The sequence below is a fragment of the Hydrogenophaga sp. 2FB genome, from assembly GCF_005503365.1.
Lineage (GTDB): Bacteria > Pseudomonadota > Gammaproteobacteria > Burkholderiales > Burkholderiaceae_C > Hydrogenophaga.
The window spans coordinates 51909-78724 of record NZ_SCML01000005.1 but is presented as its reverse complement, the minus strand read 5'-3'; the positions used below and the strand labels follow the sequence as shown (position 1 = coordinate 78724).

Here is a 26816-nt window from a genome sequence, read left to right as displayed (position 1 = left end):
ATGACCTACTGCAACCTCGTGGCCGGTGAGTGGGTGCAAGGCGCCACCGCGGGCCTGAACCGCAACCCGTCCGACCCGAACGACGTCATCGGCGAATACGCGCAAGCCAGCGTAGACCAGCTCGACGCCGCCATTGCAGCCGCGCGCGCCGCGTTTCCCGCGTGGTCCACCGGCGGCATCCAGGCGCGGTCCGACGCGCTGGACCGTATCGGCACCGAAATCCTGGCGCGCCGCGAAGAACTCGGCGCGCTGCTCGCGCGCGAAGAAGGCAAGACGCGCCCCGAGGCCATCGGCGAGGTCACCCGCGCCGGCCACATCTTCCGTTTCTTCGCGGGTGAGTGCCTGCGCCTGAGCGGCGAGCTGTTGCCTTCGGTGCGGCCCGGCGTGGGCGTGGAGATCACGCGCGAACCCGTGGGCGTGGTCGCCCTCATCACCCCCTGGAACTTCCCCATCGCCATCCCCGCGTGGAAGATCGCACCCGCGCTCGCCTGGGGCAACTGCGTGGTGCTCAAGCCCGCCGACCTCACGCCGGCATCGGCCTGGGCCTTGGCCGAGATCATCCACCGCTGCGGCTTGCCCGCCGGTGTCTTCAACCTGGTGATGGGGCGCGGCAGCGTGATCGGAGATGCCTTCGTCACGCACCCGGGCATCGACGCCGTGAGCTTCACCGGCTCCACCGACGTGGGCCACCGCATCGCCGTGCAATGCGCCGAACGCGGCAAGAAGGTGCAACTGGAGATGGGCGGCAAGAACCCGCAAGTGGTGCTGGACGATGCCGACCTGCCCCAGGCGGTGGAGCTGTGCGTGCAGAGCGCCTTCTTCTCCACCGGGCAACGCTGCACCGCCGCGAGCCGGTTGATCGTCACCGAGGGCATCCACGACCGCTTCGTCGAAGCGATGGCGCAACGCATGGCGGGTCTGCGCGTGGGCGACGCGCTGCACGCAGACACCCACATCGGCCCCGCTGCGAGTGAGGCACAACTTCGGCAGGACCTGGACTATGTGGAAGGCGCGCGCACCGAGGGTGCCGTGCTGGTGGCCGGTGGCGGCGCGGCCGACTGCCACACCAACAGTGGCAAACGCGGCTTCTTCGTCGCCCCCACCCTGCTGACAGAAACCACGCCGTCCATGCGCATCAACCGCGAAGAAGTGTTCGGCCCCGTGGCCAGCGTCATCCGCGTGCGCGACTATGAACAAGCCCTGGCGGTGGCGAACGACACGCCGTTCGGCCTGTCATCGGGCATCGCCACCACCAGCCTGCGCCACGCGCGGCATTTCCAGCGCCACAGCCAGGCCGGCATGGTGATGGTGAACCTGCCCACAGCCGGTGTGGACTACCACGTGCCGTTTGGTGGGCGCAAAGGCAGCAGCTATGGGCCGCGCGAGCAAGGCCGCTATGCGCAGGAGTTCTTCACGTCGGTGAAGACGGCGTACGTACAAGGTTAGGGCAGACGCGCGATCTGCTGGCCCAGCAGGCGGTAGAAGCCATCGATGTCCACCGCGCTGATCCACAGCGTGTTGGCCTTTCGCTTGGTGTAGCCCCGGAAGTCCACCACCGTGGCGCCGGAGGTGAACTCACCTCGGGTTTCGATGTCGACCGGCACGCGCGCGCCCTTGAACAACTCGGGCTGCAGCAGGTACGCGATCACGCAGGGGTCGTACATCGGACCCACCTTCACGCCCCGGCGGCGCATGGCGTAGTCCATGGCCGAATCGAGGATGTCGGCCACCACCTTGCCGGCGTTGTTGCCCATCTGGCGGAACGGCGCGATGCGCTCGGGCGTGACGAGCACGCGCCGCGCGGCGTCGTGCGACACCGCCGTCACCGGCACGCCGCTGCGGAACACCACCGACGCCGCTTCCGGGTCGGCATAGAGGTTGAACGTGGCGGCCGGCGTGATGTTGCCGCCGACACCCCAGGATCCACCCAGCACCACGATCTCGCTGATCGCCGGCTTGATGTCGGGCGCCATGTTCAGCGCCGCCGCGATGTTGGTGAGCGGACCCAGCCCGACCACCACCACGCTGGCGGGCGCGGCGCCGCGCAAGGTCTGGATGAGGTAGTCCACCGCATGGCCTTGCGCCAGCGGGCCGCGCGGCTCGTGCAGCGCCGGACCATCCAGGCCCGTCTTGCCGTGCACGTCGTCCGCGAAGATCGGCTCGCGGATCAGCGGCCGGGGATAGCCGGCATACACCGGCACATCGGTGCGCCCGGCCCAGTCGCGCACCCGGCGCGTGTTCTTCTCCGTGACGCTCAGCGGCATGTTGCCCACCGACACCGTGAGCGCGCGCACGTCCAGCCGCTCGGGCGCGGCGAGCGCGAACAGGAGCGCAATGGCGTCGTCCTGGCCCGGGTCCGTGTCGATGATCACGGTGCGCTTCGTCGCGGGGATCGCGGGCAACTGCTGCGGCGCCACGCCCAGCAGCACCTGGGTCTGCGCATCTTGCGCGGCGGCGGGCAGCAGGCCGGTGGTTGCCCAGCTGGCCAGGGCCAGCGAACCGGTGGAGGGAAAACCACGGCGAGAGGAGATGTCCAGGGGCATGGGTTCGATGTCCGAGAGGGTTTTAAAAAAGAGGCGGGATCGGCGAGCGCGCGTGCCGCTCATTCCTTCAGGTTGAGGGTCGGCACCAGTTTCTGGTTGCGGGCGAACTCGGCCTGGGCAAAGCTGCCCAGCGCCTCGGCGGAGCCGCCGCCCGGCAACGCGCCCTGCTCCGCGAGCCGCGCGCGCACGTCGTTGTCCTTCAACGCGTCGTTGAGCGCTTCATTGAGCTGTTTCACGATGGCGGCCGGCGTGCCCTTGGGCGCGAAGATGCCGGTCCAGCTCAGCACGTCGTAGCCCTTGAGGCCGGGCAACTCGTCGAAGGTGGGCACGTCCGGCAGCGAGGCCAGCCGCTGCTTGCCCGTCACACCCATGGCTTTGAGACCGCCGCTGCGCACGTGGGGGATGCTGCTCGCGCTCACCAGCATGGCCAGGTCCACCTGCTTGCCCATCACGTCGTTGGCGATCTGCGCGCCGCCCCGGTAGGGCACGTGCGTCACAAAAATACCCGAGCGCTGCTTGAGCTGTTCCATCGCCAGATGCAGCACGGTGCCGACACCCGAGGTGGCGTACGTGTACTTGCCCGGCTCGGCTTTGGCGAGCTTGACGAAGTCGGCGTAGTTCTTGATCGGCAGGTCCGTGCGCGACACCAGCAGCATGGGCGCGGTGTTCAGCATGCCCACCGGCACCAGGTCTTTGAGCGGATCGAAGCGGTAGGCAGCGGGGTTGACCAGCTTGCCGATGGCGATCGCGCTGTCGGGCCCTGCCACCAGCGTGTAGCCGTCGGGTGCCGCGTTCACGGCTTTCTGCAGGCCAATGGCGCCGCCGGCACCGGCCACGTTTTCGATCACCACGGTCTGGTTGATGCGCTCGCCCAGCTTGGTGGCCACCTGGCGGGCGATGAAGTCCACGCTGCCGCCGGCCGTGAACGGCACGATCAGCGTCACCGGTTTGGCGGCGGGCCAGGCGGGGCCCTGGGCATGGGCCGAGAAGGCCAGCAGCAGCGAGGCGGCAAAGACGAGGCGTGAGCGGTCGAGGGCCATGGTGGTCTTTCAGGAGAGGTGGGGAGAAGAAGAGGCAAGAGATTTGCAAAAAGCCGCGCGCAGCACATCGAACGCCGTGCTCCACTCCGCGTTCCAGCGGCGGCGCTGCGTGTCGTCGATCCAGGCGCCCTCCAGGCCGTTGTGCATGAAGCCGCGCAGGTCGTCGAGGCCGAAGCCAAAGTCGCGCACCATCATCTGCCACGCGCCGGTGGGCGTCACGTGGTGCAGGGTCGGGTCGTCGGTGTTGGGGTGGATGCGCAGGCCCAGGCCGGGCATGCGGCGGATCGGGTGGTCCAGCGCCCAGCGCTCGGGTGATAGCGTGCGCAGGTAATAGGAGTTGGTGGGCACCACGGTGAACAGCACACCGCGCTCGGCGCATTGCTGCGCAAAGGCCGGGTTGTCGACCACCGTGTAGCCGTGGTCGATGCGATCGACCTGCAGCAAGTCCAGCGCGGTGCGCACGTTGGTCCAGGGCATGCCGAACTCGCCGGCGTGCGCGGTGGTCTTCAGGCCGGCGCGCCGGGCGTCCTGATAGGCCTGGGCGAACAGCTCGGGCGGGCGGTCGTTCTCGCGGTAGTCGATGCCGATGCCGATCACTTCATCGCACCGGTACGCCGCCACCCATTCCACCATCTCGGCAGCCGCCTGGGGGCTCGCTTCGCGGTCCACGGCGGCGATCAGGCGGCCTATGATGCCGAATGGCCGCTCGGCGTCGCGGATGGCCTGCACGATCGCGTCCTGCGCGGCGGCATAGGGAATGCCGGACGCCTGCACCGTGCCGGTCGGGTTCCAGAAGAACTCGGCGTAGCGCACGTTGTGCGCGGCAGCGTCTTCCAGGTATTCGAGCGTGAGGCGGTGCAGGTCGGCCGCCGAGCGCACCAGTTGCGCGTCCAGCGAGCGCAGCACGCGCAACACACCCACGGGTTTTTCGCCCCGGGTGTAGAAGCCGCTCACCTCGTCATCGGTCAAGGGGGCGCCCGCGCGGCGGTTCAACTCCGCAAACGTCTGGCGCCGCACCGTGCCAAACAGATGGCAGTGCAACTCCATCTTCGGCATCGCCAGAAGAAAGCGATCGAGCGCGTGTGCCGCGGGGTCGTTTGTGGAAGACATGCCGGCCAGTCTAGGCAGGGCTTCGTGATAAGAGAAGTTTTATGTTTCTATAATTTCATTCATCCAAGTTATCAAGGAAGTCGGTGGAAGATCCCGCGATCCGGGCGCTGACGCTGCGCCACCTGCAGTTCTTTTCCGTGCTCATGCAAGAGGGCCATTTCGGCCGCGCGGCGCAGCGGCTGGCCATCACGCAGCCGGCCTTGAGCAACGCCATCAAACAGATGGAAAAGCTGCTCGGCGCGCAGCTGCTCACGCGCACCACGCACCGGCTGGAGATCACCCAGCTGGGCACCGAAGTGCTGGCGCGCACCGACTTCCTGGTGAACACGGTGGACCTCGCGCTGCAGGACATCCAGCAGGTCGTGCAGCGGGGCCGGTCACTGGTGCGCATGGGCGTCATCCCCTCGGCCAGCACCCGCATGGCCATGGCAGTGAACGCCTTCAAGCCCGCCGCGGGACCCGCGGTGGAGTTCACCTGGCGCGATGCGCCCTCCACCGTGCTGCTGCAGGAGGTGCGCGAGGGCCGGCTCGATCTGGCGCTGGCGGCCATCACCGAGCCGCCCGACGGCCTGACCTGCATTGAGCTGTTCCAGGACCCCCTGGTTCTGGTGGTGCGGCGCGACCATCCCATGGCCCGCGATGGCAAAGCCAGCTGGAAGGACATCGGCCATGAACGCCTGGTGCTGTTCGAGAGCGGCAGCATGCCCGCGATCGGCGAGCCGGCGCGCGCGCAATTCGGCCAGGGCACGCAGGCTCCGTATCACGTGCAGTACTCGGAAACCCTCTATGCGCTGGTGCGCGGGGGCATGGCGCTCGGACTCATGCCCCAGCTCTACACCACCTCGTTGCACGATCCCGAGTTGACCGTGCTCGCGCTGCAGGAGCCCCGCATCGAGCGGCGTGTGGTGCTGGTCTATCGGCAGGGCCCCATCCGCAATGCCGCGGCTCGAGACTTCATCGAATTTCTACGCGAACACCTGACGGGGGCGACGAAGCGGAGCGTGAGGCGAATGTCGCGTCGAAGCGGGCACGCCAAACCGGGTGGCACCCTGGACAAAGCACGTTGAAGGGCGGGTGGGCCGCGTTCACGGCCGTGAAGCCCGCGCTCGTCCAGGCCTGACGGGCGAGAGCCGCCTTTTCTCCGCGCCCAGGATTTCCTCCATCAGCAGCACGCAGGGTGCGGAGGGCTGTGCGTCCTTGCGCAGCACGAAGCCGACCTCGCGCACGCTGTCGGGCAGGTCGATGTCGAGCGCAGCCAGGGTCCCGGCCTGCAGCTCGTGCAGCAGGTGCTGCGGCGACACGGCGGTCAGCATGTCGCTCTGCATCAGCAGCCCGCGCAGCAGCCCGAGGTCGCCGGCCTGCACGGCGACGCGGGGGGAGTCCAGCCCTATGCGGCGGAACACGTGGTCCAGCAGTTGGCGCGAGGGCGCACTGGGATCGCGCAACACCCAGGGGAACCGCGACAGGTCGCTCGCCTTCAGCTTCGCCTTGCGCGCCAGCGGGTGGCCCGCACGGGCCACCACCACCAGCCGGTCCTGCGACACCGGCTCGACCCGGAGGTCGCGGTGCCGGTACTCGGGCCCAATGCCGGTGTAGATGAAATCGATCTCGCCCGACTGCAGGCCGGCGAACAACACATCGAACGGGGCATCGACCACCGACACCTGCACGCCGGGATGGCGGCCGACCACATTCGCGATCGCCTGCGGCATCAGCCAGGTGCGGGACGACGGCAGCATGGACATGGTGACCCGGCCACTGACATCGCCGAGCAGGCTGCCCACGTCGGCCCGCAGGTGGCCGATCTCGCTGAGCACGCGCCGCAGCCGGAACACCAGCAGTTCACCGGCCGGTGTGGCCACCATGCGCCGCAGCCCCCGGTCAAACAAGGGCAGCTTCAGCGACTGCTCCACTTCCCGCAGCGCGCTGCTGATCGCCGGCTGCGACACGCCCAGCGCTTCGGCCACGGAGGGCATGTGGCCCAGTTCCGCCAGTTTCACCAGCACGGCCATCTGCCGCACGCTTGCCAACATGGCGAACAAGGGCGCCTGCCGCGCCGCGCCCAGCTCGGTCAGCGCCCGATGTGCGGCGAGGAACTCGCTTTCGACCAGCTTCGCCCGGCGGTACGCGAGCTCTCCGGCAGGGGTCGGCAGCATGCCGGCGGGGAGCCGATCGAACAGCGGGGTTCCCAAAGCCAATTCAAGTTCCTGCACGCTGCGCGAAATCGCCGAGGGTGCGCGCAGCAGCGCGTTGGCGGCGCTGGCGACACTGGTGCGCTCTTGCACCGCGATCAGGACGCGGAGGTTTCGCGGTGATAACTTCTCGATCATGGCCTGATGATAAGGACCTTCGATAAGAATATTCGATGCCATCGAACGCCGATTGAAATGGGCGAATCGGCACCCGGTCGGTACAGTCATCGCCATGTACCACGACGACCGAATCGACCCCGAACTGCCATTGCAACTGGACAAGCTGGCGCGCGCCTGCCGCATCCTGGAAATGGAAGGCCATGGCGACATGACCCTGGGCCACCTGTCGCTGCGCGACCCCGCCGGCCGGGGCTTCTGGTTCAAGCGCAACGCGCGCGGCCTCGGCGAGATCCTGGGCGCCAGCGACTTCGTGCTGGTGAACCACGAAGGCCGCCAACTCGCCGGCGAGGGCGGGCGCCATTCCGAATGGCCCATCCACTCGGGCATCCTGCTGGCGCGCCCGGACGTGCAGGTCGTGGCGCACACGCATCCACCGCATGCCAGCGTGTTGTCCGCCTTCGGCGATGCGCCGCAGCCGTACACGCTGGATGCCGACTACTTCTCGCACGTGCCCTGCTTCGCCGGTGAGAACGCCCTTCTCAAAACGCCCGACCAGGGCGAGGCGCTGGCCGAGGCGCTGGGCCCGCACTTCGCCGTGCTGATGGCCAACCACGGCGTCACCTTCTGCGGCACCAGCATCGAGCATGCGGTGTGCATCGGCGTGTTCCTGGAGCGCGCCGCGCGCCTGCATCTGCTGGGCGCGGCGGCGGGCCGCGCGCCATCGTTTCCGGCGCAGGCGGCGCGCGACCATCGGCACGGCCAGATCATGAGCACCGTGCACATCGAGCACTGCTGGAACTACTTCTGCCGCAAGCTGGACTTTCGAGCCAAGACCCTGGGCGATGCCCGCGTCTTCTCCTGACAGCCCGTTTCCTGTTTCCAACCCACTTCCGGAGTTCCCATGATGCGCGTTGCCCTGTCGAAGACCGTCCCCGTGATCGCCATTTCCGCGCTGGCCCTGGCCGGCGGCCCCGCCCATGCCGACACCTTCCCGGCCAAGCCCATCCGCCTGATCGTGTCGACCTCGCCAGGCGGGCTGACCGACCTGGTGGCGCGCACGGTCGGCAAGCTGATGAGCGACGGACTCGGGCAGTCGGTGGTGATCGACAACCGGCCGGGCGCCGGCACCCTGATCGGCATGTCAGCCTGCGCCCGGGCACCGGCCGACGGCTACACGCTGTGTCTCACGGACAACCAGTCGCTGGTGTTCAACCCGCTGCTGTTCACGAAGCTGCCGTACGACGCGAAGACGGGCTTCGCCCCGGTCGGTGGCGTGGTGCGCACGCCCAACGACGTGATCGTCGCCCACCCCTCGGTGCCGGCCAACAGCTTCCGTGAGCTGATGGCGCACGCCAAGGCCAAGCCCGAAGCGATCAGTTTCGCGACCTGGGGTCCGGGCAGCGTGCCGGCCATCTACTACGCCTGGATCGCGCGCCAGAACGGCGTGCAGCTGACCCCGGTGCCCTACAAAGGCTCGGCCCCGTCGTTCCTGGCGGTGAACACCGGCGAGGTGAACCTGGCCTTCAGCAGCCTGGCGCTGGCCAAGCCGGCGGTGGAAGCGGGCAAGCTGAAAATGGTGGCCGTGACGGGCACACAGCGCGCGCCGGCGTTCCCGAATGTGCCGAGCCTGGGTGAACTGGACAGCGACCCGGGCATGGCCACCTTCTGGGGTCTGTACGCACCGGCGAACACGCCGGCACCGGTGGTGGCGCGCATCAACGCCGAGTTGAACAAGGCGGTGACGAGCGCCGCGTTCCAGGCCTTCGCGTCGCAGAACTACATGGAGCCGCTGCCCGGTACGCCCGCGCAGTTTGCGAGCCAGCTGGCACAGGCCCAGGCGCAAGCCGAGCGAACGTTCAAGGCCATTGGCATCCAGGCTTCAGACGCGCCGACGGACGCGCCTGCAACGAACCGCTGAAGGCACCGCAAGCGAGGCACGCGCCTAAGCGCCCGCCGCGCGTTCGGCGACATCGGGCAGTCTGTAGACGCGACACGCCGTGCGCCAGAACAAGTCCCCGCGCTCGTCTGCCGACAGCGCGCGGCTCGCCACCTTGAACGCATTCCACAGCGCCGTGTAACCACACGACTGTTTGTCGACCGGGAAGTTGGCTTCGAACATGCAGCGCTGCGTGCCGAAGGCTTCGATGCAGGTGTCGATCAACGGCGCCCAGGCACGCGCCAGCACGTCCGATGCGGCGGGCCCGTCTGCGTGTTCGAAGCCGAAGCCGAACACGGGCATGCCCAGCCCGCCGATCTTGATCGACACGTTGGGCAACTGCGCCAGTCGGCGCAAGTGGCCGCGCCACTGCGCGAGGTGTGCGGCCCGGTCGGCGCGGTAGCCGTCTTCTTCCACGCCGATCAGCCCGCCCACGTGGTTGATGACGATGGGCGTGTCGGGGAACGCGGCGGCGAAGTCGCACAGCCCGTGCAGTTGCGGGTGGTACACCCAGGCATCGAAGCTCAGGCCGAACCGCGCGAGCTGTGCCATGCCTTCGCGAAAGGCCGGGACCATCAGCAGGTGCTCGCGTGGTGAGCCTTTGACGTAGCGGCCTACGGCCCCGCCCTCGTAGGGCGTCACGTGGCGGATGCCGCGCAAGCGCCCTTCTCCCGCCGCCTCGTGTGCGGCCAGCACCTCGGCCACGGCAGCGCCCAGCGTGAGGTCGGCATGCGCCACGATGCCGGCGGCCACCTGGCATCCATGGTGGGTCGGTGTGCGCGTCAGTTTAATGATGCGCTCCACTTCCCCCACCGGCCGCAAAGCCGGTGGCCCATCTGTGCGCCAGCCGGGTTCGTATGCTTCCACATACACGGTGGCCAGCACCTTGTGGCCACCACCCAGGTCTTGCTCCAGGTCTTCGAAGCGGTAGTGGTGCGCGTCGCCCGCACCACCGTACAGATGGTGGTGCGCATCGACGATGGGCAGATCAGGCTCCAACGCGGTTTCGCGTGGCGCACGCGCGTGCCACTCGAGCAGCTCGCGCGTGTTTCGGTGCAAGGTCCCCCGGTAGGAAGGCGTCGTCTCGCGGGCCTGCATGCGAACCCCGGGCTTCAGTGCCCGCCGAGGTACACGCGCTTCAGCAGGTCGCCGTCGTGCAGTTCGCTGGAAAACGCCGAGGCCGCGATGCGCCCGGTTTCGACCAGGTAGGCATAGGTCGCGTGCCGCAGCGCCTTTTCCACCAACTGCTCCACCAGCAGAATCGCCATGCCGCTCATGCAAAGGTCCGATGCCACCTCCAGGATCCGGTCGATCACCAGCGGCGCCAGGCCGCCCGAGGGTTCGTCGAGGATGAGCAACTTCGGATCGCCAATGACGCCCTGCCCCACGGCCAGGATCTGTTGCTGCCCACCCGACAGGCGCGACGCCATCTGGTGCCGCCGCTCCGCGAGTTCGGGGAACAGCGCGTAGATGCGGTCGAGCTTGCTGCGGTCGCCGCGCGGGTTGGCCGCATAGGTCCCGATCAACAGGTTGTCCTCGACCGACAGCGTGTGGAACACGCGATGCCCTTCGAGCACCTGCACGATGCCGGCCTTCACGATGTCGCGCGGTGTGGCGCGGCTGAGGTCGCGGCCCTGGAAGCGCACCGTGCCCGAGCGCATCGGCACCAGGCCCGAAATGGCGTGCAGCAAGGTGCTCTTGCCCGCGCCATTGCGGCCCAGCATGACGACGAACTCGCCAGCGCGCACGTCCATGGAAATCCCATGGACCACCTCGGCCTTGCCGTAGGCCACGTGCACGTCCTGCACGTCCAGCAGCACTTGTGGGGGGCGTGTGCGTTCCATGTTCATGCCCCCAGGTAGACCCGGATCACTTCCGGGTCGTTGCGCACGTCGTCGGGCGTTCCATGTTTGATCATCTTGCCCACGTTCAAGGTGGTCACGCGGTCGCAGATGCGGAAGACGAAGTCGGTGTGGTGTTCGACCAGCAACACGCCAATGCCCGCGCCGCGGATCGTCTGCAACAAGGCGCCCAGGTGCTCGATCTCGTGGGAGGTCAGGCCACCAGCGGGTTCGTCGAGCAGGATGAAACGCGGGCGCAGCATGAGGCCGCGCGCGATCTCCAGGAAGCGCTGCTCCGCGTGGCCGAGCAGGTTGGCACGCCGGTGCACCGCATGGCCCAGGCCCACGCCGTGCAGCAGTTCCAGCGCGCGTTCTTTCAAGGCCCTGGCTTCGCGCCGCACGCTGGGCAGGCCGAACGCGGTGCCGAGGAAGCCGGCGCGTGCGTGGGTCCAGGCGCCGAGGATGGCGTTGTCCAGCACGGAGTGCGTAGGCATGAGCCGGGGTTTCTGGAAGGTGCGCGCCACGCCGATGCGCGCGCGGTGCTGCACCGTGGTGTGGGCGATCTCCGCGCCGTCGTGCGCGATGGAGCCGCGCGTGGGTTCGTAGTAGCCCGAGAGCATGTTGAGCATGGTGGTCTTGCCGCTGCCGTTGGGGCCGATGAGGCCGTGCACCTCGCCCCGGTGCACCGCGAGGGTGACGGCGTCCACGGCCTTGAGTCCGCCGAAGTCCTTGGTGAGGTTGTCGGCCACGAGGGATCCGTTCGCCGCGTTCATGCCTGTTCTCCCAATGCCGGTTTGACCAGCGCCGGTCCGCCCTGTGGCGGCTCTCCCGGCCGCTGTTCTGCCAGCGCCTTTTTCAGGCGCGCCAGATCGGGTTGCACGGTTTCGTTCACCACTTTGCGCGGCCTCCAGCGCTCGGCCAGCAGCTCGAACACGCGGCCGATGCCTTCGGGCACGACGAGCACCACCACGAGCAGCAGCAGGCCGTAGAAGAAGTTGCCGAGCTTGGCCAAGGGCGCCACCACCTCGGGCAGCGCCGTGAGCACCGCCGTGCCCAGCAAGGGCCCGATGATGCTGCCGCGCCCGCCGATGATGATGCTGACAAAGAAGAACAGGCTCAGCTCGAAGACAAAGGTGTCGGGCGTGATGTAGCTCTGCAGGCTGGCGAACAGCGCGCCCGCGACACCGGCCACGACGCCGCTGAAGACGAAGATGGTCAGCTTGACGCGGAAGATGGGCACGCCCACCGATTGCGAGGTGACTTCGCTGTCGCGGATGGACACCAGCCCCAGGCCCCACATGTGCCGCACCACGTTCCAGGTGAGCAAGGTGACGACCAGGGCCACCATGACCACCAGGTAGTAGTAGCCCACGGGTGTGTCGAACGGCGCGGGAAAGGTCGGCACGGGCATGCCGATGCCGCCGCCGGTCAGGCCGTCGTTGGCCAGCACCACTTCGTTGACGATGAGCGCGAAGGCCATGGTGGCCATGGCGAAGTAGAAGCCCGGCAGGCGCAGCGACGGCAGGCCCAGGACCAGGCCGCACAGGCCGCACAAGGCACCGGCCGCCAGCACCGCCAGCCCCGGGTGCCATTCGAGCTTGCCGGTGAGGATGGTGAAGGCATAGGCGCCGATCGCCAGCAGGCCCACGTGGCCGATGGAGATCTGGCCCGTGTAGCCGATCACCAGGTTCAGACCGGCCACCAGAATCCAGTACACCGCGATCAGCGCCGCGACGTGCAACTGGTATTGGTCGCTGGTCAGCCAGGGCAAGGCCACCACGAGCAGCGCGCAAACGGCCAGCGCGTAGGGTTTGAATCCAGACGTCGTGGGGCTCATCACACGGGCCTCACATTCCGGGAGCCGAACATGCCTTCGGGCTTGACGAGCAGCACCAGCAACAGGATGCCGACCGCAATGGTCTGCTGGTATTCACCCCCGAACCAGTAGCTGGCGAAGGCGTTGAGCAGGCCCAGGATGGCACCGCCGAGCAAAGCGCCCGCGTTGCTGCCCAAGCCGCCCACGGCCAGGGCGATGAAGCCGTTGAGCGTGAGCAGGTGGCCCAGCGCGAAGAACGCGAAAGTGAGCTGGCCCGCCGCGAAGCCCGCGAGACCGCCGAGCGCACCCGAGAGCACATAGGACATCATGCGGATGCGGTCGGTGGAGATGCCGCGTGCCCGCGCGGCGAACGCGTCTTCGGACATGGCGACAAACAGCTTGCCGTACATCGTGCGGCGGTAAAACAGACTCAGCCCCAGCGCCAGGATGACCGTGGCGCCGATGGGCAGCCAGAACTTCTGGTCGAGCACGCCCGCGCCGAAGTCCTGCACAAAGAGGCGCGGGAACGGCTTGGGCTCCGTGCCCCACCACAGCCCCACGCCCTGCTGCACCATGGTGGCCACGGCGAGCGTGCTCAAGAGCCACAGGTGCTCGTCGCTCTTGTTGAGCACGCGCCGGATCGCGAGCAACTCGGTGATCAGGCCGAACAGGGCGCCCACCGCCATGGAGCCGATCATGGCGATCCACCACGGCAGTTGCCAGGCCTGGATGAACCAGGCGCCGAACACCCCTCCCAACATGGCCAGGTGGCCCGTGGTGAGGGACAGAACTTTGGATGTTGAGAACATCACGTTGTAGGCCAAAGCGATGGCTGCATAGAGCGTGCCCACCGCGAGCCCGGTCACAAAAACCGTGAGCACGCTGCGTACCTTTTACTGGATTCAGCGCTCAGCGCGGGGCCATCTGAAAGCTGCCGTCCTTGAAGGTGTTGGCCGCGTTCATCACCATGTTGCTGTCGGGGAAGCCGTTGCGTTCGTTCGGGCCCCAGGTGTAGTTCGCATACACGCCCTGGAAGTTGCGCGTGCCTTCCAGCGCCTTCTGTATCGCGGCAGGCTCGGTGGACCCGGCCGTCTTCACCGCGTGTTCGATCACCTTCACGGTGTCGTAGCCCATGGTCACCCACCAGAACGTAAGGTCGATTTCACCGCCACCGAATTTCGGGCGCATTCTGTCGATCAACGCTTTGGTGCGCTCGGGCACCGAGCCTTCCGGACCGTAGGTGGTGCTCGCGTAGCCAGGCGCGAACGTGTTGGCCCAGTACTCGGGCTTGTTGAGCAGCTTGCGGATCTGCGTGGCCATCAGGGACGGATGCCCGATCACCGGCACGTTCCAACCCATGTCACCGCGCGCGTTGAGCAGGCGGGCCAGCAGGCCGGTGGACGAGGTCCAGGTCATTACCACTTCCGCGCCTGCCGCCCTGGACTTGTTGATCTCGTCGGTCACGTCGGTCTTGTTCGGGTCGACCAGCGCCACATACACCGCTTCGCCGCCCGACTTCTTCAGGATGTCGGCCGCCTGCTTGGCGCTGTGCGTGCCGAACCCGGAGGTGTCCGCGATGATGGCGATCTTTTTCTTCTTCAAGGTCTTCACGGCGTAGTCATTGGCCGTGGTCAGCCACTGCTGGCTGGTGCTGACCACCCGGAAGGCCAACGGGTACTTCTTGGGGTCGGCCAGTTCGTCCACGACGCTGATCACGATGCTGGGCACACCGGCACGCGCCAGAATCGGCGTCGTCGCCAGGCCCTCGCCCGAGTTGACCGGGCCGATGACGAAATGCACCTTCTCGCTGTAGGCGAGTTGCTGCGCGAAGTTGACCGCCTTGGTGGGGTCGCCCGCCGTGTCGCGGGTCAGCAGTTCGATCTGCCGGCCCAGCACGCCACCGCTTCGGTTGATTTCTTCCACCGCCTGCTTGACGCCTTCGTTCTCCGCCAGCGCGGCGGCGGACAGCGGTCCCGTCAAGGAGGACAGCCAGCCGATCTTCAGCGTTTGCGCCGCGGCGCTGAAGCCGAATCCGACCAGACCCGCCGCCAGAACACTGCGAAGAGCAAACCTCGTCCATGGAAATTTCATGATTGCCTCGGTCTAATAGTTGGTGATGCACGCGATCGTCGAGAGATCGAATTCGGGTATTCCGAATCCTCGAAGAGCGCGAGACACAACCCAGGCAATCGCCGATCCCCGCTTGGCGCATTCACGCCAACGACGGTTCACATGCGAGATCCATTGCGCGGATGAAACCCGCCGTTGAACTCTTCGACCGCGGCAGTTTGCGGGAGAAGGGTCATAACGGCGAATTATTCTTTTTCATAGTGCCATCGATAAATGGCATGCTGGCCGAGCGCTGTTTCGCGCGTCGGAATTCGCGCGATGCGGCGTGAATGCGCGCGAGGCTAGACAGCGAATCCGTCGTCCGCCGCAATGACCGCGCCATTGATGAAATGGCTCTCGGTGGCGCACAACATCACCAGCAGGGCATCCAGATCCGTGGGCGCGCCCACGCGCTTGCGCGGCAGCATGCTGATGAGCTTCTGGCCCTGCTCGGTCTTCCAGTGGTGGTTGTTCAACTCGGTGTCGATGTAGCCCGGGCAGATCGCGTTGACGTTGATGCCAAAGCGCCCCCACTCCGTCGCCATGGCCTTGGTCATCTGCACCACCGCGGCCTTGCTCATGGCGTACACACCGATCTGCGGCAGCACCTTGAGCCCGGCCATGGACGCGATGTTGACGATGCGCCCCCCCACATAGGTGCCCGGCGCCGCGCCGTTGGCGCGCGCCAGCATGCGCCGCCCTACTTCCTGCGCGACAAAGAAGGCGCCCTTGGTGTTGGTGTCGAAGATGTAGTCGTAGTCTTCTTCGCTCACGTCCTGCAACCGCTGCGTGGCGCTCACGCCCGAGTTGTTGATCAGGATGTCGATCGCGCCGACCTCGGTTTCGGCATGCGCCACCGCCGCCTTGATCGAGGCGTGGTCGGTCACGTCCATGGCCACCACATGCGCATCGCCGCCGGCGGCCTCGATGTGGGCGCGCAGCGCCATGAGCCGGTCGGTGCGGCGACTGGCCAGCACCACGGCCGCGCCGGCCTTCGCGAGCGTCTTGGCGAACTGCTCGCCAAGGCCACCCGATGCACCCGTGACAAGGGCCACGCGACCCGCGAGATCCAGGCTGTATGCCATGAGAGAACCTCCTCTTTCACGTCTGTGGAATTTGCTGGTGACTGGGGTGCCACGGCGGCCAGACTGCCTGCCCGACATCATTGTGCGTCATGGCCCATTAAAATCCCTGATGACCACGATACCGGCATGTCCCACGGCCACGCCATCCTGAACATCCCCCGGGGACATTCTCCCCGCCAGAGAGAGACCATCACATGACGCCCGAAGAGATCCTGAGCACCTACGGCCCACGCGAAGCCATGGAGTACGACGTGGTCGTGGTCGGAGGCGGCCCAGGCGGCCTGGCCACCGCGATCCGCCTCAAACAGATTGCCGCGGAAAAAGGCAGCGAGATCAACGTCTGCGTGCTCGAAAAAGGCTCCGAACCCGGCGCGCACATTCTCAGCGGCGCGGTGATGGACCCCAAGGCCATCACCGAATTGCTGCCGAAGTGGAAAGAAGACGGCGCACCGCTGAACCAGCCGGTGACCGACGACAAGCTGCTGTGGTTGACCGAAACCGGCGCGATCGACACGCCCAAGTTCCTGATCCCCAACAACTTCCACAACGAAGGCAACTACGTCGTGGGCCTGGGCAACGTCGTGAAGTGGATGGGCCAGCAGGCCGAAGCCCTCGGCGTGGAGATTTTCCCCGGCTTCGCTGCCGCCGAGGTGCTGTACAACGACAACGGCTCGGTCAAGGGCGTTGCCACGGGCAACCTGGGCATCGGCAAGGACGGCGAGCCCAACGAGAGCTTCCAGCTCGGCATGGAACTGCACGCCAAGTACACCGTGTTCGCCGAGGGCTCGCGAGGCCACCTGGGCAAGCGCCTCATTGCCAAGTTCCACCTCGACGAAGGCAAGGACCCGCAGGCCTACGCCATCGGCGTGAAGGAACTCTGGGAAATCGACCCCACGAAACACAAGCCCGGTCTGGTGATCCACACCGCCGGCTGGCCCATGAAGAACGACACCTATGGCGGCGGCTTCATGTACCACCTGGAAGACAACAAGGTCACGCTGGGCCTGGTGACCGGCCTGAACTACAGCAACCCCTGGCTCAGCCCGTTCGAGGAAATGCAGCGCTGGAAGACGCACCCGCGCATCAAGGCGTTCCTGGAAGGCGGCAAGCGCATCAGCTACGGCGCGCGCGCCATCACCACCGGCGGCATCATGAGCCTGCCGCAAACCACCTTCCCCGGTGGTGCGCTGGTCGGTTGTGACGCGGGTTACCTCAACGGTGCGCGCATCAAGGGCAGCCACGCCGCGATCAAGAGCGGCATGCTCTGCGCGGAAGCCGCGTTCGAAGCCGTGCAGGCCGGCCGCCAGCACGACGAACTCAAGGCCTACCCGGTCGGCTTCCACAAGAGCTGGCTGAAGGAAGAGCTGGAGGCCTCGCGCAACTTCAAGTCCTGGTTCAAGTACGGCAACATCGTCGGCGGCCTCATGGTCGGCATCGAACACTGGCTGCTGCCGCGCCTGGGTTTCAAGGCGCCACCCTGGTCGCTGCACCGCGAGAAGGCCGACCACCTCTACCTGAAGCCCGCGGCCGAGTGCGAACAGATCGTGTACCCCAAGCCCGACGGCAAGATCACCTTCGACCGCCTGGGCAGCGTCTTCGTGAGCAACACCAACCACGAAGAACACCAGCCGGCCCACCTCACGCTGAAAGATCCGAGCGTGCCGGTGAAGATCAACCTGGCCAAGTACGCCGGCCCCGAGTCGCGCTACTGCCCCGCGGGTGTGTACGAGTTCGTGAAGAACGAAGACGGCTCGGACCGCCTGCAGATCAACGCGCAGAACTGCGTGCACTGCAAGACCTGCGACATCAAGGACCCGACGCAGAACATCGTGTGGGTCACGCCCGAAGGTGGCGGCGGCCCGAACTACGCGGGCATGTGAATTCGCCCCTCCCCCAGCGGGGAGGGAGCAAAAAAATGCCTCGCAATCGCGAGGCATTTTTTTGGCAGAAGTGCGCCGCCCTTATTCGAGCTTGATACCCCGGCTCTTCACCACGTCGGCCCAACGCGCCATTTCGGCCGCGACATAATCGCGCGTTTGCGCTGGCGTGGCGATCTCGGGCGTGACGCCGAAACCCGCGAAACGCTCGCGCACGCTCTCCTGCTGCAGCGCCGCACGCAGTTGCGCAGCGAAGCGTTCCACACCCGCAGCGGGCACGTTGCGTCCTGCGAACAACGCGGCCCAACCCGAGATCACGAACTCGGGGCCCAGGGTGTTGAGCGTCTTCACACCGGGCAACGAAGCCACCGGCTCCTTCGATGTCACGGCCACAGCGCGCAAGCGGCCGTCCTGGATCAGCGGCAGCGCCACCGGCAGGTTCATCACGGCCATCTGGATCGTCCCGGCCACCACATCGGGGATCAGTTGCGCATCACCCTTGTACGGCACGGCCAGCAGCTTCAGGCCGAGCTTGCGGTTGAGCAGTTCGGTGGTCAGGTGCGAGAGCGTGCCCACGCCACTGTTGCCGGCCGTGACTTCACCGGCCTTGGCGCGCGCGATCAGGTCGTCCAGCGTCTTGATGGGCGAGTTCGCGGGCACGGCGAACACCACCGGCTGCGAGGAGATCATGCCCACGGGCTTGAGGTCCTTCTGAACGTCATAACCCAGGTCGTTGCGCAACGCGGGCAGGATGGTCATGGACGTGCTGCCCATCAGCAGCATGTGGTCGTCGTTGCTGTTGGTGACGTACTGCGTGCCGGGGATGCCGCCGCCACCGGCGCGGTTTTCCACCACCAGCGGCTGGCCGATCTTCGGGCCGATGATGTCCGCCAGGATGCGCACCGAGCCGTTGCCCGCACCGCCAGGTGCGAAGGGCACGATGACGGTGATGTTCTTGGTGGGCCAGGTGCCCTGCGCGAAAGCGCTGGGCAGCGCGCCCGAGGCCACCGCGGCGGCAGAAGCCGCGAGCAATGTGCGGCGGTTGATTTGTGGGTTCATCAGTTTCATCTCCATGTCAAAAAACGTTGCGCGATGGGTGTGTCTCAGTCCGCCTTGACGCCGGCGTCCTTCACCACTTTCGTGTAGAGCTCGAAATCCGCCTGCATGGCCTGCTGGAAGTCCTTCGCGGAGGAGCCGACGCGCACCACGCCTGCATCGCGCAGTTTGGCCTCGGTGTCGGGCTGGCGCAAGAAGGCCTGGATCTCGGTCGACAGTTTGTCGACGATGGCCTGCGGCGTGCCCGCGGGCGCGACCACGCCGTGCCAGGGACTCACGTCGAAGCCGCTCACGGTGTCGGCGATGGGCGGCACCTCGGGGGCGAAGAAGGCGCGCTCCTTGGTCGACACGCCCAGCGCGCGCAGCTTGCCGGCCTTCACCTGCGGCAACGAGGTGGTGGCCGCGTCGATCGAAGCCTCGATCTGGCCACCGATCAGCTCGGTGACCATCGGTGCCGAGCCCTTGTACGGCACGTGGGCCATCTGGGTGCCTGTGCGCATCATGAACAGCTCCATCGCCAGGTGCAGCGACGAACCCACGCCGGAGGAACCGTAGCTGAGCTTGCCCGGGTTGGCCTTGAGGTAGGCAATGAAGGCCGGCACGCTGGTGGCCTGCACCTTCTCGGCGTTGACCACGAGGATCAGCGGCGTCACGCCCACCATCGACACGGCGGCGAAATCCTTCACCGGCTGGTACGGAAACGCGCCCGGCCTGACCGCCGGGTTGATCGCATTGGCCGCGATGTTGCCCATGCCGATGGTGTAGCCATCGGGCGCGGCCTTGGCGACCACGTCCATGCCCAGGCTGGAGCCCGCGCCAGGGCGGTTCTCGACCACGAAGGGCTGGCCGAGCTTGGCCTGCAGGTGGTTGGCGATCATGCGCGACATCACGTCGGCCGCGCCGCCCGCGGGCACCGGCACGATGAACTTCACGGCGCGCGAAGGGTAGCTCTGCGCCGCGTTGGTGGCCTGGGCATGGGCCGCGCTCGCGAACGCGGTTGCGCCGAGCGCGAGCACCGCGGCCAGGGTGCGGCGGGTCATCTTGAGGGTCATGGCGTGTCTCCTTGGTTTGTCGTCGTACATGAGAAAAACAAAAAACGGGCGGCGCGGCGAATGCCCCTCAGACCCGCCAACGTGCGATGAACTCGCGCGCGCGGCTCGCGGTCTCGGCGGCCGACCGGCCCGGCGCGTAGAGCGCCGAGCCAATGCCCGCGCCGCTCGCACCCGCGGCCTTGAAGTCCGGCAGGTTCTCCAGGTTGACGCCGCCCACGCTGAACATCGGCGTGGTGCTCGGAAACACCGCACGCCAGGCCTTGATGACCGGCGGGCCGAGCAGATCCCCGGGGAACAGCTTGAGCGCGTCGGCGCCCTCCTCGAGCGCATCGAAGCCCTCGCTGGCCGTCGCCACGCCCGGCATCGAATACAGGCCATGCGCCTTCGTGCAGCGCACCACGGGCGCCTTGAAGTTGGGCGAGAGCACCAGTTGTGCGCCCGCGGCCGCCACGGCGTCCACCTCCAGCTCGCGCAGCACGGTGCCCGCGCCAACGATCGCCCGGCCCTTGAGCGCGTCGGCCAGCAGGCGGATGCTCTCCAGTGGCGATGGCGAGTTGAGCGGCACCTCGAGCACGCGGATGCCCGCGTCGACCAGTGCCAGGCCCACGGCCACCGCTTCGGGTGGCGTGATGCCGCGCAGGATGGCCACCAGCGGCTGGGCCGCGAGGGCCTGCGCCACCCGTTCGCTCACGTCGTGCTCATCGCTCATGGCGCGTGCCCCAGCAAACCGGCCTGTTGCGCCACGCGCCATTGGCCGCGCGTGGTCGCGCCATCGGGTGCGCGCGTGCTCGCGATGCCGGCGAGCGCCAGCGCTTTCGCGTAGCGGTCGCACAGCTCGTCGTCGCCCAGCAGCACCACCGTGCGCGGTCGTTCGGCACGTGTGGCGCTCGCGATCTCGATGCCCATGAGGATGCCCGAGAGGTAGTCGGGCAAGCCCTCGGGCGCGACGCGGCCCATCAGGCCCGCGGTGCGCGCCGCGAAGATCACGTGCGTGGCGTTGTCGCTCTGTTCCAGGCCCAGCCGCACGCCGGCTTCGAAGGCCTCGGGCGCGGACTGGCCAAAGGTCATGAGGCGGCCGAGGATGCCGTGCTTGGTCAGCAGGCCGTAGAGCTCGCCGGTCATGTAGGTGGAAAAGCGCGTGACCTGGGCGGTGTCGCCGATCCAGGCCCATTTGGCGTGCGTGCCGGGCAGCATGCAGATGCTGTTGGGCGCGAGATCGGCGCCCCACATCTGCGTTTCTTCGCCGCGCATCACGTCGTCCTGGCCGTCGGCATTGCGGCAGGTCAGGCCCGGCACGATGTGCAGGGGCACGCCCGGCAGCACGTCCACGCGCGTGAGCTGCGCGGCGGCCTCTTCGACACCTGCGGGGCAGTTGAGGTACGCGGCCTCTTTCCAGCCCTGGCGGCTGCCCACCATGCCGCTGGCGATCAATGCGCCCGCGCGCTTCTCGATCCAGTCGCCGCACAGCGACAGCAGCGCCTCGGCGAACTGGCCATCTTTCACGGCCATGACGCCACCGGGCGCGGCGCGCGTTTCGATGGTCTCGCCGCCCGCATCAAGCAGGCTGGCGCGCAGGTTGGAGGTGCCCCAATCGATGGCGATCAAGGCGGAGGGGGAAGCGGTCATGGAACTTGGGCTTTCTTGCGCAGGAAGGACCACAGCAAGGCCTTGGGCTCGATGCCCAGGCCGGGTCCTTCGGGAAGGATGAACGCGCCGTTGTCGCAGCGCATGGTGGTGTCGACGTACTGCAGGTTGCGGTCGAACACCGAGTGTTGGTACTCGTGCATGGGTACGTTGGGCAACGAGGCCGAGGCGTGCAGGCTCGCGGCCTGGAAGATGCCCACGCCAATGCTCGCGTGCGGAATCACGCGCATGTGGAAGGCGTTGGCCATGCGGCCGATCTGCATGAACTGGCTGATGCCGGTGTGGCCCATCTCGGGCTGCACGATGGACATGGCGCGGCGTTCGAAGCGCGGCAGCGCCTCGTGCACCGAACGCCACTCTTCGCCCAGCGCCACCGGCACGCGCGCGGCGGCGGCCACGCGCGCCTGGCCTTCGATGTCTTCAGCGGCGCACGGTGCTTCGACGAAGTACGGGTTGAAGGGCGCGAGCTGGTCGATCAGCTGGATCGCCTCGCCCGCGTCGAACTTCCAGTGCAGGTCCACCATCAGCTTCGCGCGTGGGCCGAGCGCTTCGCGCAGCGCACGCATCTCGTCGACGATGCCGTCGAACGACACGGCCGCCGCGTACTTGAACGCGGTGAAACCGCGCGCGGCGAAATCGCGCGCGATCTTCACCTTGTCGTCCAGCGTCTTGCCCGGCAGGCCCGAGATGTAGGCCGGCACTTGCGACGCGCGCTGGCCGCCCAGCAGCTTGGCCACGGGCAGGCCGGCGAGCTTGCCGGCCAGGTCCCACAGCGCGATGTCGATGCCGGCGATGGCGTCACCCCAGTAGCCGCCCGAAGCCCCGCGCACGCGCATGAGGTCGTACAGGTCTTCGTGGATCGCGGTCGCGTCGCGCGGGTCGCGCCCGACGATCACCGGGCCGAGCACGTCGTCGATGAGGGCCGTGACCGCGTCCGGCGCGATGATCCCGTAGGTCTCGCCCCAGCCGTAGGTGCCGTCTTCGGCCGTCACCCGGATCAGCACCGACATGTCGCTGCTCGGATAGATCGTGCGGTTGCCCTGGCGCACCAGGTAACCCCGCGAGCTCACCTGCTCGCCCTCGCCCAGAGGGCCGAGGTAGGGCGTGTCGCGTGGCAGCGAGACGATGCAGGTCTCGACCGCGGCGATGCGCGACCCGGAACTCATCTCGCGTTCCGGCGCAGCGGGTGCGTCGGCAACAACAGGTCTTGCAGGTCGCCCAGGAAGGCGTCCACGTCGGCCTTGTCCAGCGCGTCCAGGCGCGGGCCGGCCGCGCGCTGGTTCTCGCTGCTCAACAGGCCGCGCGCGCTCAGCACGTACTTGGTGAGCGACCAGCGGAACACCGCCTGCACGTTCAGGATGGGCAGCATGCGCGTGAACAGCGCGCGCACGCGCGCCTCGTCGCCCGCGCGGTGCGCCTTGAACAGCGCCACGTGCACCTCGGCCAGTTCGATCGCCGGCATGGTGCCGGCTGCGCCACGGCGCAGCTCGTCGGTGATGTAGCGGCCACCCGCGCCACCGAACACGCCCACCATCGTGGCCGGGCCTTGCTCGCGCAGCACCGTCAGGCGTTGGCCGCTGGGCAGGGTCTCTTCCTTCACGTAGCGGATCGCGGGCACGGCCTTCGCCACTTCCACGATCGCCTCGGGGTCCAGGCCCGCGCCCACGGGCATGGGCACGTTCTGCAGGACCAGCACGGCGCTCGGCACGGCCGTGGCGACTTCGCGGAAGTACGCGATCTGTTGGGCCGCCGTGGGGCGGTCCGGCGGCACGGCCACCATCAGACCGACCGCGCCCTGCGCGATCGCGGCCTTGGCCAGCTCGATCGTGGTCGCTGCCTGCGCGCTGGACACACCCGCCACCACCGGCACACGGCCCGCCACTTCGTCCAGCACGGCCGCGGTCAGCGACAGGCGCTCGGCCACGCTGAGCTGGCCGACTTCACTGGCCACGCCCGGGTAGGTGATGCCGTCCACACCGGCCTCCAGCAGGTAGCGCACCAAACCGCGCAGCGCCTTCTCATCGGGCTGGCCAGCGGTATCGAAAGGGGTGGGAAGCACGGGGAAGACCCCGGAGAGGGAAGCAGGAGAGGTCACGTCGTCGATCCAGTTCGTTTGGTTAATTTGTTCCGTTGAATGGAACTTTTATTGTAGACCATCCAAAATTCGGCGCGCAAGTTCCATTCATCGGTACTTACCCTGAGTCGACCTCCCCTAGAATTCCGGCATCCCACCATGTCAGACGCCGCACCCACCGCCTCCATTTCCGCCACCAACACCCCGGGCCTCGGGGTGCTGGAAAAGGCCATGGCCGTGCTGAACCTCGTGTCGGCGGCGCGTGCGCCCATGACCTTCACGCAACTGCAGCGCGCCTCGGCCCTGCCCAAGGCCACGCTGCACCGCATGCTCGGCACGCTGGTGAACGAAGGCCTGCTGCGCCACGACAGCTACAACAAGACCTTCCAGCTCGGGTTCCGTTTGCTGGAACTCGCGCACGAGGTCTGGAGCGACTTCGACCTTCGCGTGGCCGCGCAAGACGAGCTGGTGCGCCTGCGCAACGCGTTCGACGAGAGCGTGCAACTCGTGGTGCTGAGCGGCCAGCAGATGGTGGTGGTGGCCGGCGAAGACGCCAGCCGCGAACCGCAGGCCGCTTCCAAAGTGGGGCTGCGCCTGCCCATGCACGCCAGCGCCGCGGGCAAGGCCATCGCCGCCCACCTGGCGCCCGCGCAGCAGGCTCAGTTGCTCGCGGCCTCGCCACGGGAGCGCTTCACCGAACACAGCATCGTCGACGAGCAGGCGCTGCGCGCCGAACTCGACCTCACCCGCGCGCGTGGCTACGCGCTGGAAGTCGGCGAATACGACGCCGGGCGCGTGAGCGTGGCCGCGCCGGTGTTCGATTACGAAGGCCGGCCCATTGGCGCGGTGGCCGTGACGGCCAACGCCGCGCAACTCGACGCGCGGCGCGCGCACGGCCTCTCGGCCGAACTCATTGGCGCGGCCCGCGCCATCACGCACAGCGCGGGCGGCCAGCCGATGTCGCTGCTGGAGCACCCCGAACCGCCGAACGCACCCACGCCCGAAGTGCGCGCGATTGGCGAAGCGCACGCGCTGCTGGGCGAAGGCCCGGTCTGGTCTCCGCGCGACAACGCGCTGTACTGGGTGGACATCCTCGCACCCGCCATCCACCAGCTCGACGCCGCCAGCGGCGCGCTGCGCGAGACCCGGTTGGGGTCGATGGTGAGCATGGTCGTGCCCATGGCCTCGGGCGGTCTGCTGCTCGCCACACCCGCGGGCCTGATGGCGATGGCGCCCGACTCCGGCCGCATGACGCTGTTCGCCCACCCCGAATCCACCCGCCCGGGCAACCGCTACAACGACGGCAAGTGCGACCGGCGCGGCCGCTTGTGGATCAGCTCGATGGACATGGGCGCCATGGCCAACCGGGGCAACCTGTTCCGCGTCGATCCGGACGGCGGTTGGGAGAAGGTCGACAGCGGCTTCACGGTGCCCAACGGCCTGGGCTTCAGCCCGGACAACACGCGGATGTATTTCACCGACACCTTCCGCAAGACCATCTACGAATACGACTTCGACCTCGCGGCCGGCACCATCGCAAACCGCCGCCCGCTCGTGGTGTTCGGCGCGGCCGACGGCAAGCCCGACGGCCTCACGGTGGATGCCGAAGGCTGCCTCTGGGTCGCGGTGTGGGACGGCTGGGAACTCGCCCGCTTCGCGCCCGATGGCCGCGAGCTGATGCGCGTGCGCCTGCCGGTGCCACGCCCCACCAGTTGCTGCTTCGGCGGCGCCGATCTCGGCACGCTCTACGTCACCAGCGCCTCGGTGCGGCTGGGCACGCAGGCGCTGGCGAGCGCGCCGCTGTCGGGCGCGCTGTTCGCGCTGGAAGTGCCGGGCGTGCGCGGCCTGCCCGAAACCACCTTCGCGGGCTGAACACCGGGCCCGTTCACGGCAGCGTCACACAAGCCGGCCACAGTGCGGGCTTCGTGAACGATGCCGTGGACGAGATGCTCAACAAGACCGAGAAAGGCCGTGCCGAGTTGCAGCCCGGGCAACGCAGCCTCACACAACGCGAGCGCGCGGTGCTGCTCATGGCCGATGGCCGCAAACCCGATGCCGACCTCTTCGCCCTGTTCGACGAGCACGGCCCCGCGCTGGTCGCGGGTTTGCTGGCGCGCGGCTACCTCGTCGAGGAAACACCCACGCCCGCCCCTGCCCCGCAGCGGCCCGCCGTGTCGGCCGATGCCTTCTCCGGCCCACGCTCGATGGCCAGCGCGCGCATGTTCCTGTTCGACCTGAGCGAGCGCATGTTCGCCCCGCGCGACAAGGCCATGGCTCAGCGCTACCGCGATGCCCTGCGCGAAGCGCGCGACCTGCACGCCATGCTCGCGGTCAGCCGCGAGATGACGGCCGACGTGGAACGCATGGCCGGCAGCGAACGCGCCGAGGGCATCCGCGAGCGGCTCGCGCGGCTGCTGCCCGAGTCGGCGTTGGAGACGTCCTGAACGGCGGGTGAGGGGAACCCGCCTTGCTCGGTGGCAAGTGGTTACAGAGGGATCGGAAGCACGCCCTAGAATCCGGGTTTCAACTGACGAGACACCGATGACCACTGCCAAGAAACAAACCGCCTTCAACCGTGCCCTCACGCCCAGCCCCGCGCTGGCCGCCGTGATCGGTTCGACGCCTCAACCCCGCACCGAAGTTGTGAAGCTCATGTGGGAATACATCAAGGCCAACAACCTGCAGAACCCGGCGAACAAGCGCAACATCCTGGCGGACGCCAAGCTCAAGGCCGTCTTCGGAAAAGATGAAGTCACCATGTTCGAGATGACCGGGCTGGTGGGCAAGCACCTGAGCTGACCCAAGGCGGCGATCGGCCCGGTGGGAGTGATCATCACTCTATCCGCAAGGAGCGCCGGGCCAGGGACCAACTGATCGAAAGGGAATCAATGGTCGCGCACAATGGCCCGCCATCCCGTGCCGTGCCATGGATGCGGCCTTCGATGGCGCAGTTTGAGTCGCCCGCCGCGGTCTCCACCAAGCCCCGCGGGATGCCGGCCAGCTTGATCTTCGCTCTTCGAGCCCAATGCGTATCCGGTTGGCCCGCATAGGTCCCGGAATTCACATAGATGAAGCGGTCGGCGGGTATGCCTTGCGCAAACGGGCCGCGGAAGTTGAACGATCCGTCCGCCAGCGCGGGCCCGAGAGGCATGGTGATGGCGAACGATAGGGACTCCGCCGTCGACGTGTACGGCGGCAGCAGGCCATCGCGGCCGTGCTGCACGGCAAACAGGACCCCGGATGGGACCGCCGTGAGCACCAGGATGATTTGAAGTTCGGCTGTTGTTCCGCTCTGCATGGCTTCCGGGTGACAAGCTCAGG

26 protein-coding genes are annotated in these 26816 nt (G+C 67.5%); 8 read left to right on the top strand and 18 right to left on the bottom strand.

Annotated features, from left to right (window positions below; translation table 11 throughout):
• Entirely contained in the window at nt 1–1446 is a 1446-nt protein-coding gene (locus FFS09_RS04555) for an aldehyde dehydrogenase family protein (protein ID WP_137917672.1), read from the top strand.
• Here the strand turns inward: FFS09_RS04555 and FFS09_RS04550 are convergent.
• From FFS09_RS04550 to add, 3 genes are read right to left on the bottom strand one after another with little or no spacing between them, the layout of a single operon-like run.
• Nucleotides 1443–2543 carry a nucleoside hydrolase gene (locus FFS09_RS04550; RefSeq protein ID WP_137917671.1) on the bottom strand — a complete coding sequence of 367 codons (1101 nt, stop codon included), beginning with the start codon at nt 2541–2543 and terminating at the stop codon, nt 1443–1445. The two genes, FFS09_RS04555 and FFS09_RS04550, sit on opposite strands and share 4 nt — an antisense overlap.
• Before the next feature lie 59 nt (nt 2544–2602).
• Entirely contained in the window at nt 2603–3583 is a 981-nt protein-coding gene (locus FFS09_RS04545; protein WP_137917670.1) for a Bug family tripartite tricarboxylate transporter substrate binding protein, read from the bottom strand.
• A gap of 9 nt (nt 3584–3592) precedes the next feature.
• Nucleotides 3593–4693: an adenosine deaminase gene (gene add, locus FFS09_RS04540; protein WP_137917669.1), complete on the bottom strand. Its 1101-nt coding sequence runs from the start codon at nt 4691–4693 to the stop codon at nt 3593–3595.
• 83 nt (nt 4694–4776) lie between these two features.
• On the opposite strand from add, the gene FFS09_RS04535 reads away from it, so the two are divergent.
• Nucleotides 4777–5760, top strand: a complete 984-nt coding sequence (locus tag FFS09_RS04535) for a LysR family transcriptional regulator (RefSeq protein ID WP_252374235.1) — start codon at nt 4777–4779, stop codon at nt 5758–5760.
• Between the two features lie 18 nt (nt 5761–5778).
• On the opposite strand, the gene FFS09_RS04530 is transcribed toward FFS09_RS04535, so the two are convergent.
• Nucleotides 5779–7023 (bottom strand): LysR family transcriptional regulator, encoded by a 1245-nt coding sequence (locus FFS09_RS04530; protein WP_171019873.1) that lies wholly within the window; start codon nt 7021–7023, stop codon nt 5779–5781.
• Nucleotides 7024–7117: 94 nt separating this feature from the next.
• Between FFS09_RS04530 and FFS09_RS04525 the strand changes: the two genes are divergently transcribed.
• Together FFS09_RS04525 and FFS09_RS04520 are read left to right on the top strand one after the other, a co-directional pair.
• The gene (locus tag FFS09_RS04525) at nt 7118–7867 is read left to right on the top strand and encodes a class II aldolase/adducin family protein (RefSeq protein WP_137917667.1); all 750 of its coding nucleotides are present in this window, start codon (nt 7118–7120) and stop codon (nt 7865–7867) included.
• Between the two features lie 39 nt (nt 7868–7906).
• Nucleotides 7907–8923 carry a Bug family tripartite tricarboxylate transporter substrate binding protein gene (locus FFS09_RS04520; protein ID WP_137917666.1) on the top strand — a complete coding sequence of 339 codons (1017 nt, stop codon included), beginning with the start codon at nt 7907–7909 and terminating at the stop codon, nt 8921–8923.
• Nucleotides 8924–8947: 24 nt separating this feature from the next.
• On the opposite strand, the gene FFS09_RS04515 is transcribed toward FFS09_RS04520, so the two are convergent.
• From FFS09_RS04515 to FFS09_RS04485, 7 genes are all read right to left on the bottom strand, one after another.
• Complete coding sequence (locus tag FFS09_RS04515) at nt 8948–10000, bottom strand: amidohydrolase family protein (RefSeq protein ID WP_212745051.1); 1053 nt, start codon at nt 9998–10000, stop codon at nt 8948–8950.
• 53 nt (nt 10001–10053) lie between these two features.
• A complete protein-coding gene (locus FFS09_RS04510) occupies nt 10054–10785 on the bottom strand; it encodes an ABC transporter ATP-binding protein (RefSeq protein WP_171019872.1) in 732 nt (243 codons plus the stop codon).
• A gap of 2 nt (nt 10786–10787) precedes the next feature.
• On the bottom strand, nt 10788–11555 hold the full coding sequence (locus FFS09_RS04505) for an ABC transporter ATP-binding protein (protein ID WP_137917664.1): 768 nt from the start codon (nt 11553–11555) through the stop codon (nt 10788–10790).
• On the bottom strand, nt 11552–12619 hold the full coding sequence (locus tag FFS09_RS04500) for a branched-chain amino acid ABC transporter permease (protein WP_137917663.1): 1068 nt from the start codon (nt 12617–12619) through the stop codon (nt 11552–11554). Before FFS09_RS04500 ends, FFS09_RS04505 begins: the two co-directional genes overlap by 4 nt.
• The gene (locus FFS09_RS04495; RefSeq protein ID WP_137917662.1) at nt 12619–13479 is read right to left on the bottom strand and encodes a branched-chain amino acid ABC transporter permease; all 861 of its coding nucleotides are present in this window, start codon (nt 13477–13479) and stop codon (nt 12619–12621) included. Before FFS09_RS04495 ends, FFS09_RS04500 begins: the two co-directional genes overlap by 1 nt.
• Before the next feature lie 28 nt (nt 13480–13507).
• On the bottom strand, nt 13508–14689 hold the full coding sequence (locus tag FFS09_RS04490) for an ABC transporter substrate-binding protein (protein ID WP_137917661.1): 1182 nt from the start codon (nt 14687–14689) through the stop codon (nt 13508–13510).
• A gap of 320 nt (nt 14690–15009) precedes the next feature.
• Nucleotides 15010–15792, bottom strand: a complete 783-nt coding sequence (locus tag FFS09_RS04485; protein WP_137917660.1) for an SDR family oxidoreductase — start codon at nt 15790–15792, stop codon at nt 15010–15012.
• 194 nt (nt 15793–15986) lie between these two features.
• On the opposite strand from FFS09_RS04485, the gene FFS09_RS04480 reads away from it, so the two are divergent.
• Nucleotides 15987–17672, top strand: a complete 1686-nt coding sequence (locus FFS09_RS04480) for an electron transfer flavoprotein-ubiquinone oxidoreductase (RefSeq protein ID WP_137917659.1) — start codon at nt 15987–15989, stop codon at nt 17670–17672.
• 81 nt (nt 17673–17753) lie between these two features.
• Here the strand turns inward: FFS09_RS04480 and FFS09_RS04475 are convergent, their stop codons facing one another.
• The 6 genes from FFS09_RS04475 to FFS09_RS04450 all read right to left on the bottom strand — a co-directional run bounded on the left by FFS09_RS04475 (nt 17754) and on the right by FFS09_RS04450 (nt 23516).
• Nucleotides 17754–18728 (bottom strand): Bug family tripartite tricarboxylate transporter substrate binding protein, encoded by a 975-nt coding sequence (locus FFS09_RS04475; protein WP_137917658.1) that lies wholly within the window; start codon nt 18726–18728, stop codon nt 17754–17756.
• A gap of 44 nt (nt 18729–18772) precedes the next feature.
• Nucleotides 18773–19777, bottom strand: a complete 1005-nt coding sequence (locus tag FFS09_RS04470; protein WP_252374234.1) for a Bug family tripartite tricarboxylate transporter substrate binding protein — start codon at nt 19775–19777, stop codon at nt 18773–18775.
• Between the two features lie 67 nt (nt 19778–19844).
• Nucleotides 19845–20486 (bottom strand): 2-dehydro-3-deoxy-6-phosphogalactonate aldolase, encoded by a 642-nt coding sequence (locus tag FFS09_RS04465; RefSeq protein WP_137917657.1) that lies wholly within the window; start codon nt 20484–20486, stop codon nt 19845–19847.
• On the bottom strand, nt 20483–21403 hold the full coding sequence (locus FFS09_RS04460) for a 2-dehydro-3-deoxygalactonokinase (RefSeq protein WP_137917656.1): 921 nt from the start codon (nt 21401–21403) through the stop codon (nt 20483–20485). Before FFS09_RS04460 ends, FFS09_RS04465 begins: the two co-directional genes overlap by 4 nt.
• Nucleotides 21400–22587, bottom strand: coding sequence for a mandelate racemase/muconate lactonizing enzyme family protein (locus FFS09_RS04455; RefSeq protein WP_137917655.1), 1188 nt, complete (start codon nt 22585–22587; stop codon nt 21400–21402). The genes FFS09_RS04460 and FFS09_RS04455 overlap by 4 nt, the downstream gene beginning before the upstream one ends.
• Entirely contained in the window at nt 22584–23516 is a 933-nt protein-coding gene (locus tag FFS09_RS04450; RefSeq protein WP_137917654.1) for a dihydrodipicolinate synthase family protein, read from the bottom strand. Before FFS09_RS04450 ends, FFS09_RS04455 begins: the two co-directional genes overlap by 4 nt.
• Before the next feature lie 138 nt (nt 23517–23654).
• Here FFS09_RS04450 and FFS09_RS04445 point away from each other — a divergent pair, with 138 nt between their 5' ends.
• The 3 genes from FFS09_RS04445 to FFS09_RS04435 all read left to right on the top strand — a co-directional run bounded on the left by FFS09_RS04445 (nt 23655) and on the right by FFS09_RS04435 (nt 26294).
• The gene (locus FFS09_RS04445; protein WP_252374232.1) at nt 23655–25367 is read left to right on the top strand and encodes an SMP-30/gluconolactonase/LRE family protein; all 1713 of its coding nucleotides are present in this window, start codon (nt 23655–23657) and stop codon (nt 25365–25367) included.
• A gap of 53 nt (nt 25368–25420) precedes the next feature.
• Nucleotides 25421–25939, top strand: coding sequence for a hypothetical protein (locus FFS09_RS04440; protein WP_252374231.1), 519 nt, complete (start codon nt 25421–25423; stop codon nt 25937–25939).
• Nucleotides 25940–26036: 97 nt separating this feature from the next.
• Nucleotides 26037–26294, top strand: coding sequence for an SWIB/MDM2 domain-containing protein (locus tag FFS09_RS04435; RefSeq protein ID WP_137917653.1), 258 nt, complete (start codon nt 26037–26039; stop codon nt 26292–26294).
• A 34-nt stretch (nt 26295–26328) separates the two neighbouring features.
• On the opposite strand, the gene FFS09_RS04430 is transcribed toward FFS09_RS04435, so the two are convergent.
• Entirely contained in the window at nt 26329–26793 is a 465-nt protein-coding gene (locus FFS09_RS04430; RefSeq protein WP_252374230.1) for a DUF5990 family protein, read from the bottom strand.
• Nucleotides 26794–26816 lie beyond the last annotated feature (23 nt).

Coding starts and splice junctions, on each gene's coding strand:
- FFS09_RS04505 (WP_137917664.1), bottom strand. CDS start 11,555: ATGAACGCGGCGAACGGATCCCTCGTGGCCGACAACCTCACCAAGGAC.
- FFS09_RS04460 (WP_137917656.1), bottom strand. CDS start 21,403: ATGACCGCTTCCCCCTCCGCCTTGATCGCCATCGATTGGGGCACCTCC.
- FFS09_RS04510 (WP_171019872.1), bottom strand. CDS start 10,785: ATGGAACGCACACGCCCCCCACAAGTGCTGCTGGACGTGCAGGACGTG.
- FFS09_RS04550 (WP_137917671.1), bottom strand. CDS start 2,543: ATGCCCCTGGACATCTCCTCTCGCCGTGGTTTTCCCTCCACCGGTTCG.
- FFS09_RS04555 (WP_137917672.1), top strand. CDS start 1: ATGACCTACTGCAACCTCGTGGCCGGTGAGTGGGTGCAAGGCGCCACC.
- FFS09_RS04475 (WP_137917658.1), bottom strand. CDS start 18,728: ATGAACCCACAAATCAACCGCCGCACATTGCTCGCGGCTTCTGCCGCC.
- FFS09_RS04500 (WP_137917663.1), bottom strand. CDS start 12,619: ATGAGCCCCACGACGTCTGGATTCAAACCCTACGCGCTGGCCGTTTGC.
- FFS09_RS04545 (WP_137917670.1), bottom strand. CDS start 3,583: ATGGCCCTCGACCGCTCACGCCTCGTCTTTGCCGCCTCGCTGCTGCTG.
- FFS09_RS04470 (WP_252374234.1), bottom strand. CDS start 19,777: ATGACCCTCAAGATGACCCGCCGCACCCTGGCCGCGGTGCTCGCGCTC.
- FFS09_RS04465 (WP_137917657.1), bottom strand. CDS start 20,486: ATGAGCGATGAGCACGACGTGAGCGAACGGGTGGCGCAGGCCCTCGCG.
- FFS09_RS04435 (WP_137917653.1), top strand. CDS start 26,037: ATGACCACTGCCAAGAAACAAACCGCCTTCAACCGTGCCCTCACGCCC.
- FFS09_RS04520 (WP_137917666.1), top strand. CDS start 7,907: ATGATGCGCGTTGCCCTGTCGAAGACCGTCCCCGTGATCGCCATTTCC.
- FFS09_RS04530 (WP_171019873.1), bottom strand. CDS start 7,023: ATGATCGAGAAGTTATCACCGCGAAACCTCCGCGTCCTGATCGCGGTG.
- FFS09_RS04445 (WP_252374232.1), top strand. CDS start 23,655: ATGTCAGACGCCGCACCCACCGCCTCCATTTCCGCCACCAACACCCCG.
- FFS09_RS04525 (WP_137917667.1), top strand. CDS start 7,118: ATGTACCACGACGACCGAATCGACCCCGAACTGCCATTGCAACTGGAC.
- FFS09_RS04480 (WP_137917659.1), top strand. CDS start 15,987: ATGACGCCCGAAGAGATCCTGAGCACCTACGGCCCACGCGAAGCCATG.
- FFS09_RS04490 (WP_137917661.1), bottom strand. CDS start 14,689: ATGAAATTTCCATGGACGAGGTTTGCTCTTCGCAGTGTTCTGGCGGCG.
- add (WP_137917669.1), bottom strand. CDS start 4,693: ATGTCTTCCACAAACGACCCCGCGGCACACGCGCTCGATCGCTTTCTT.
- FFS09_RS04430 (WP_252374230.1), bottom strand. CDS start 26,793: ATGCAGAGCGGAACAACAGCCGAACTTCAAATCATCCTGGTGCTCACG.
- FFS09_RS04455 (WP_137917655.1), bottom strand. CDS start 22,587: ATGAGTTCCGGGTCGCGCATCGCCGCGGTCGAGACCTGCATCGTCTCG.
- FFS09_RS04485 (WP_137917660.1), bottom strand. CDS start 15,792: ATGGCATACAGCCTGGATCTCGCGGGTCGCGTGGCCCTTGTCACGGGT.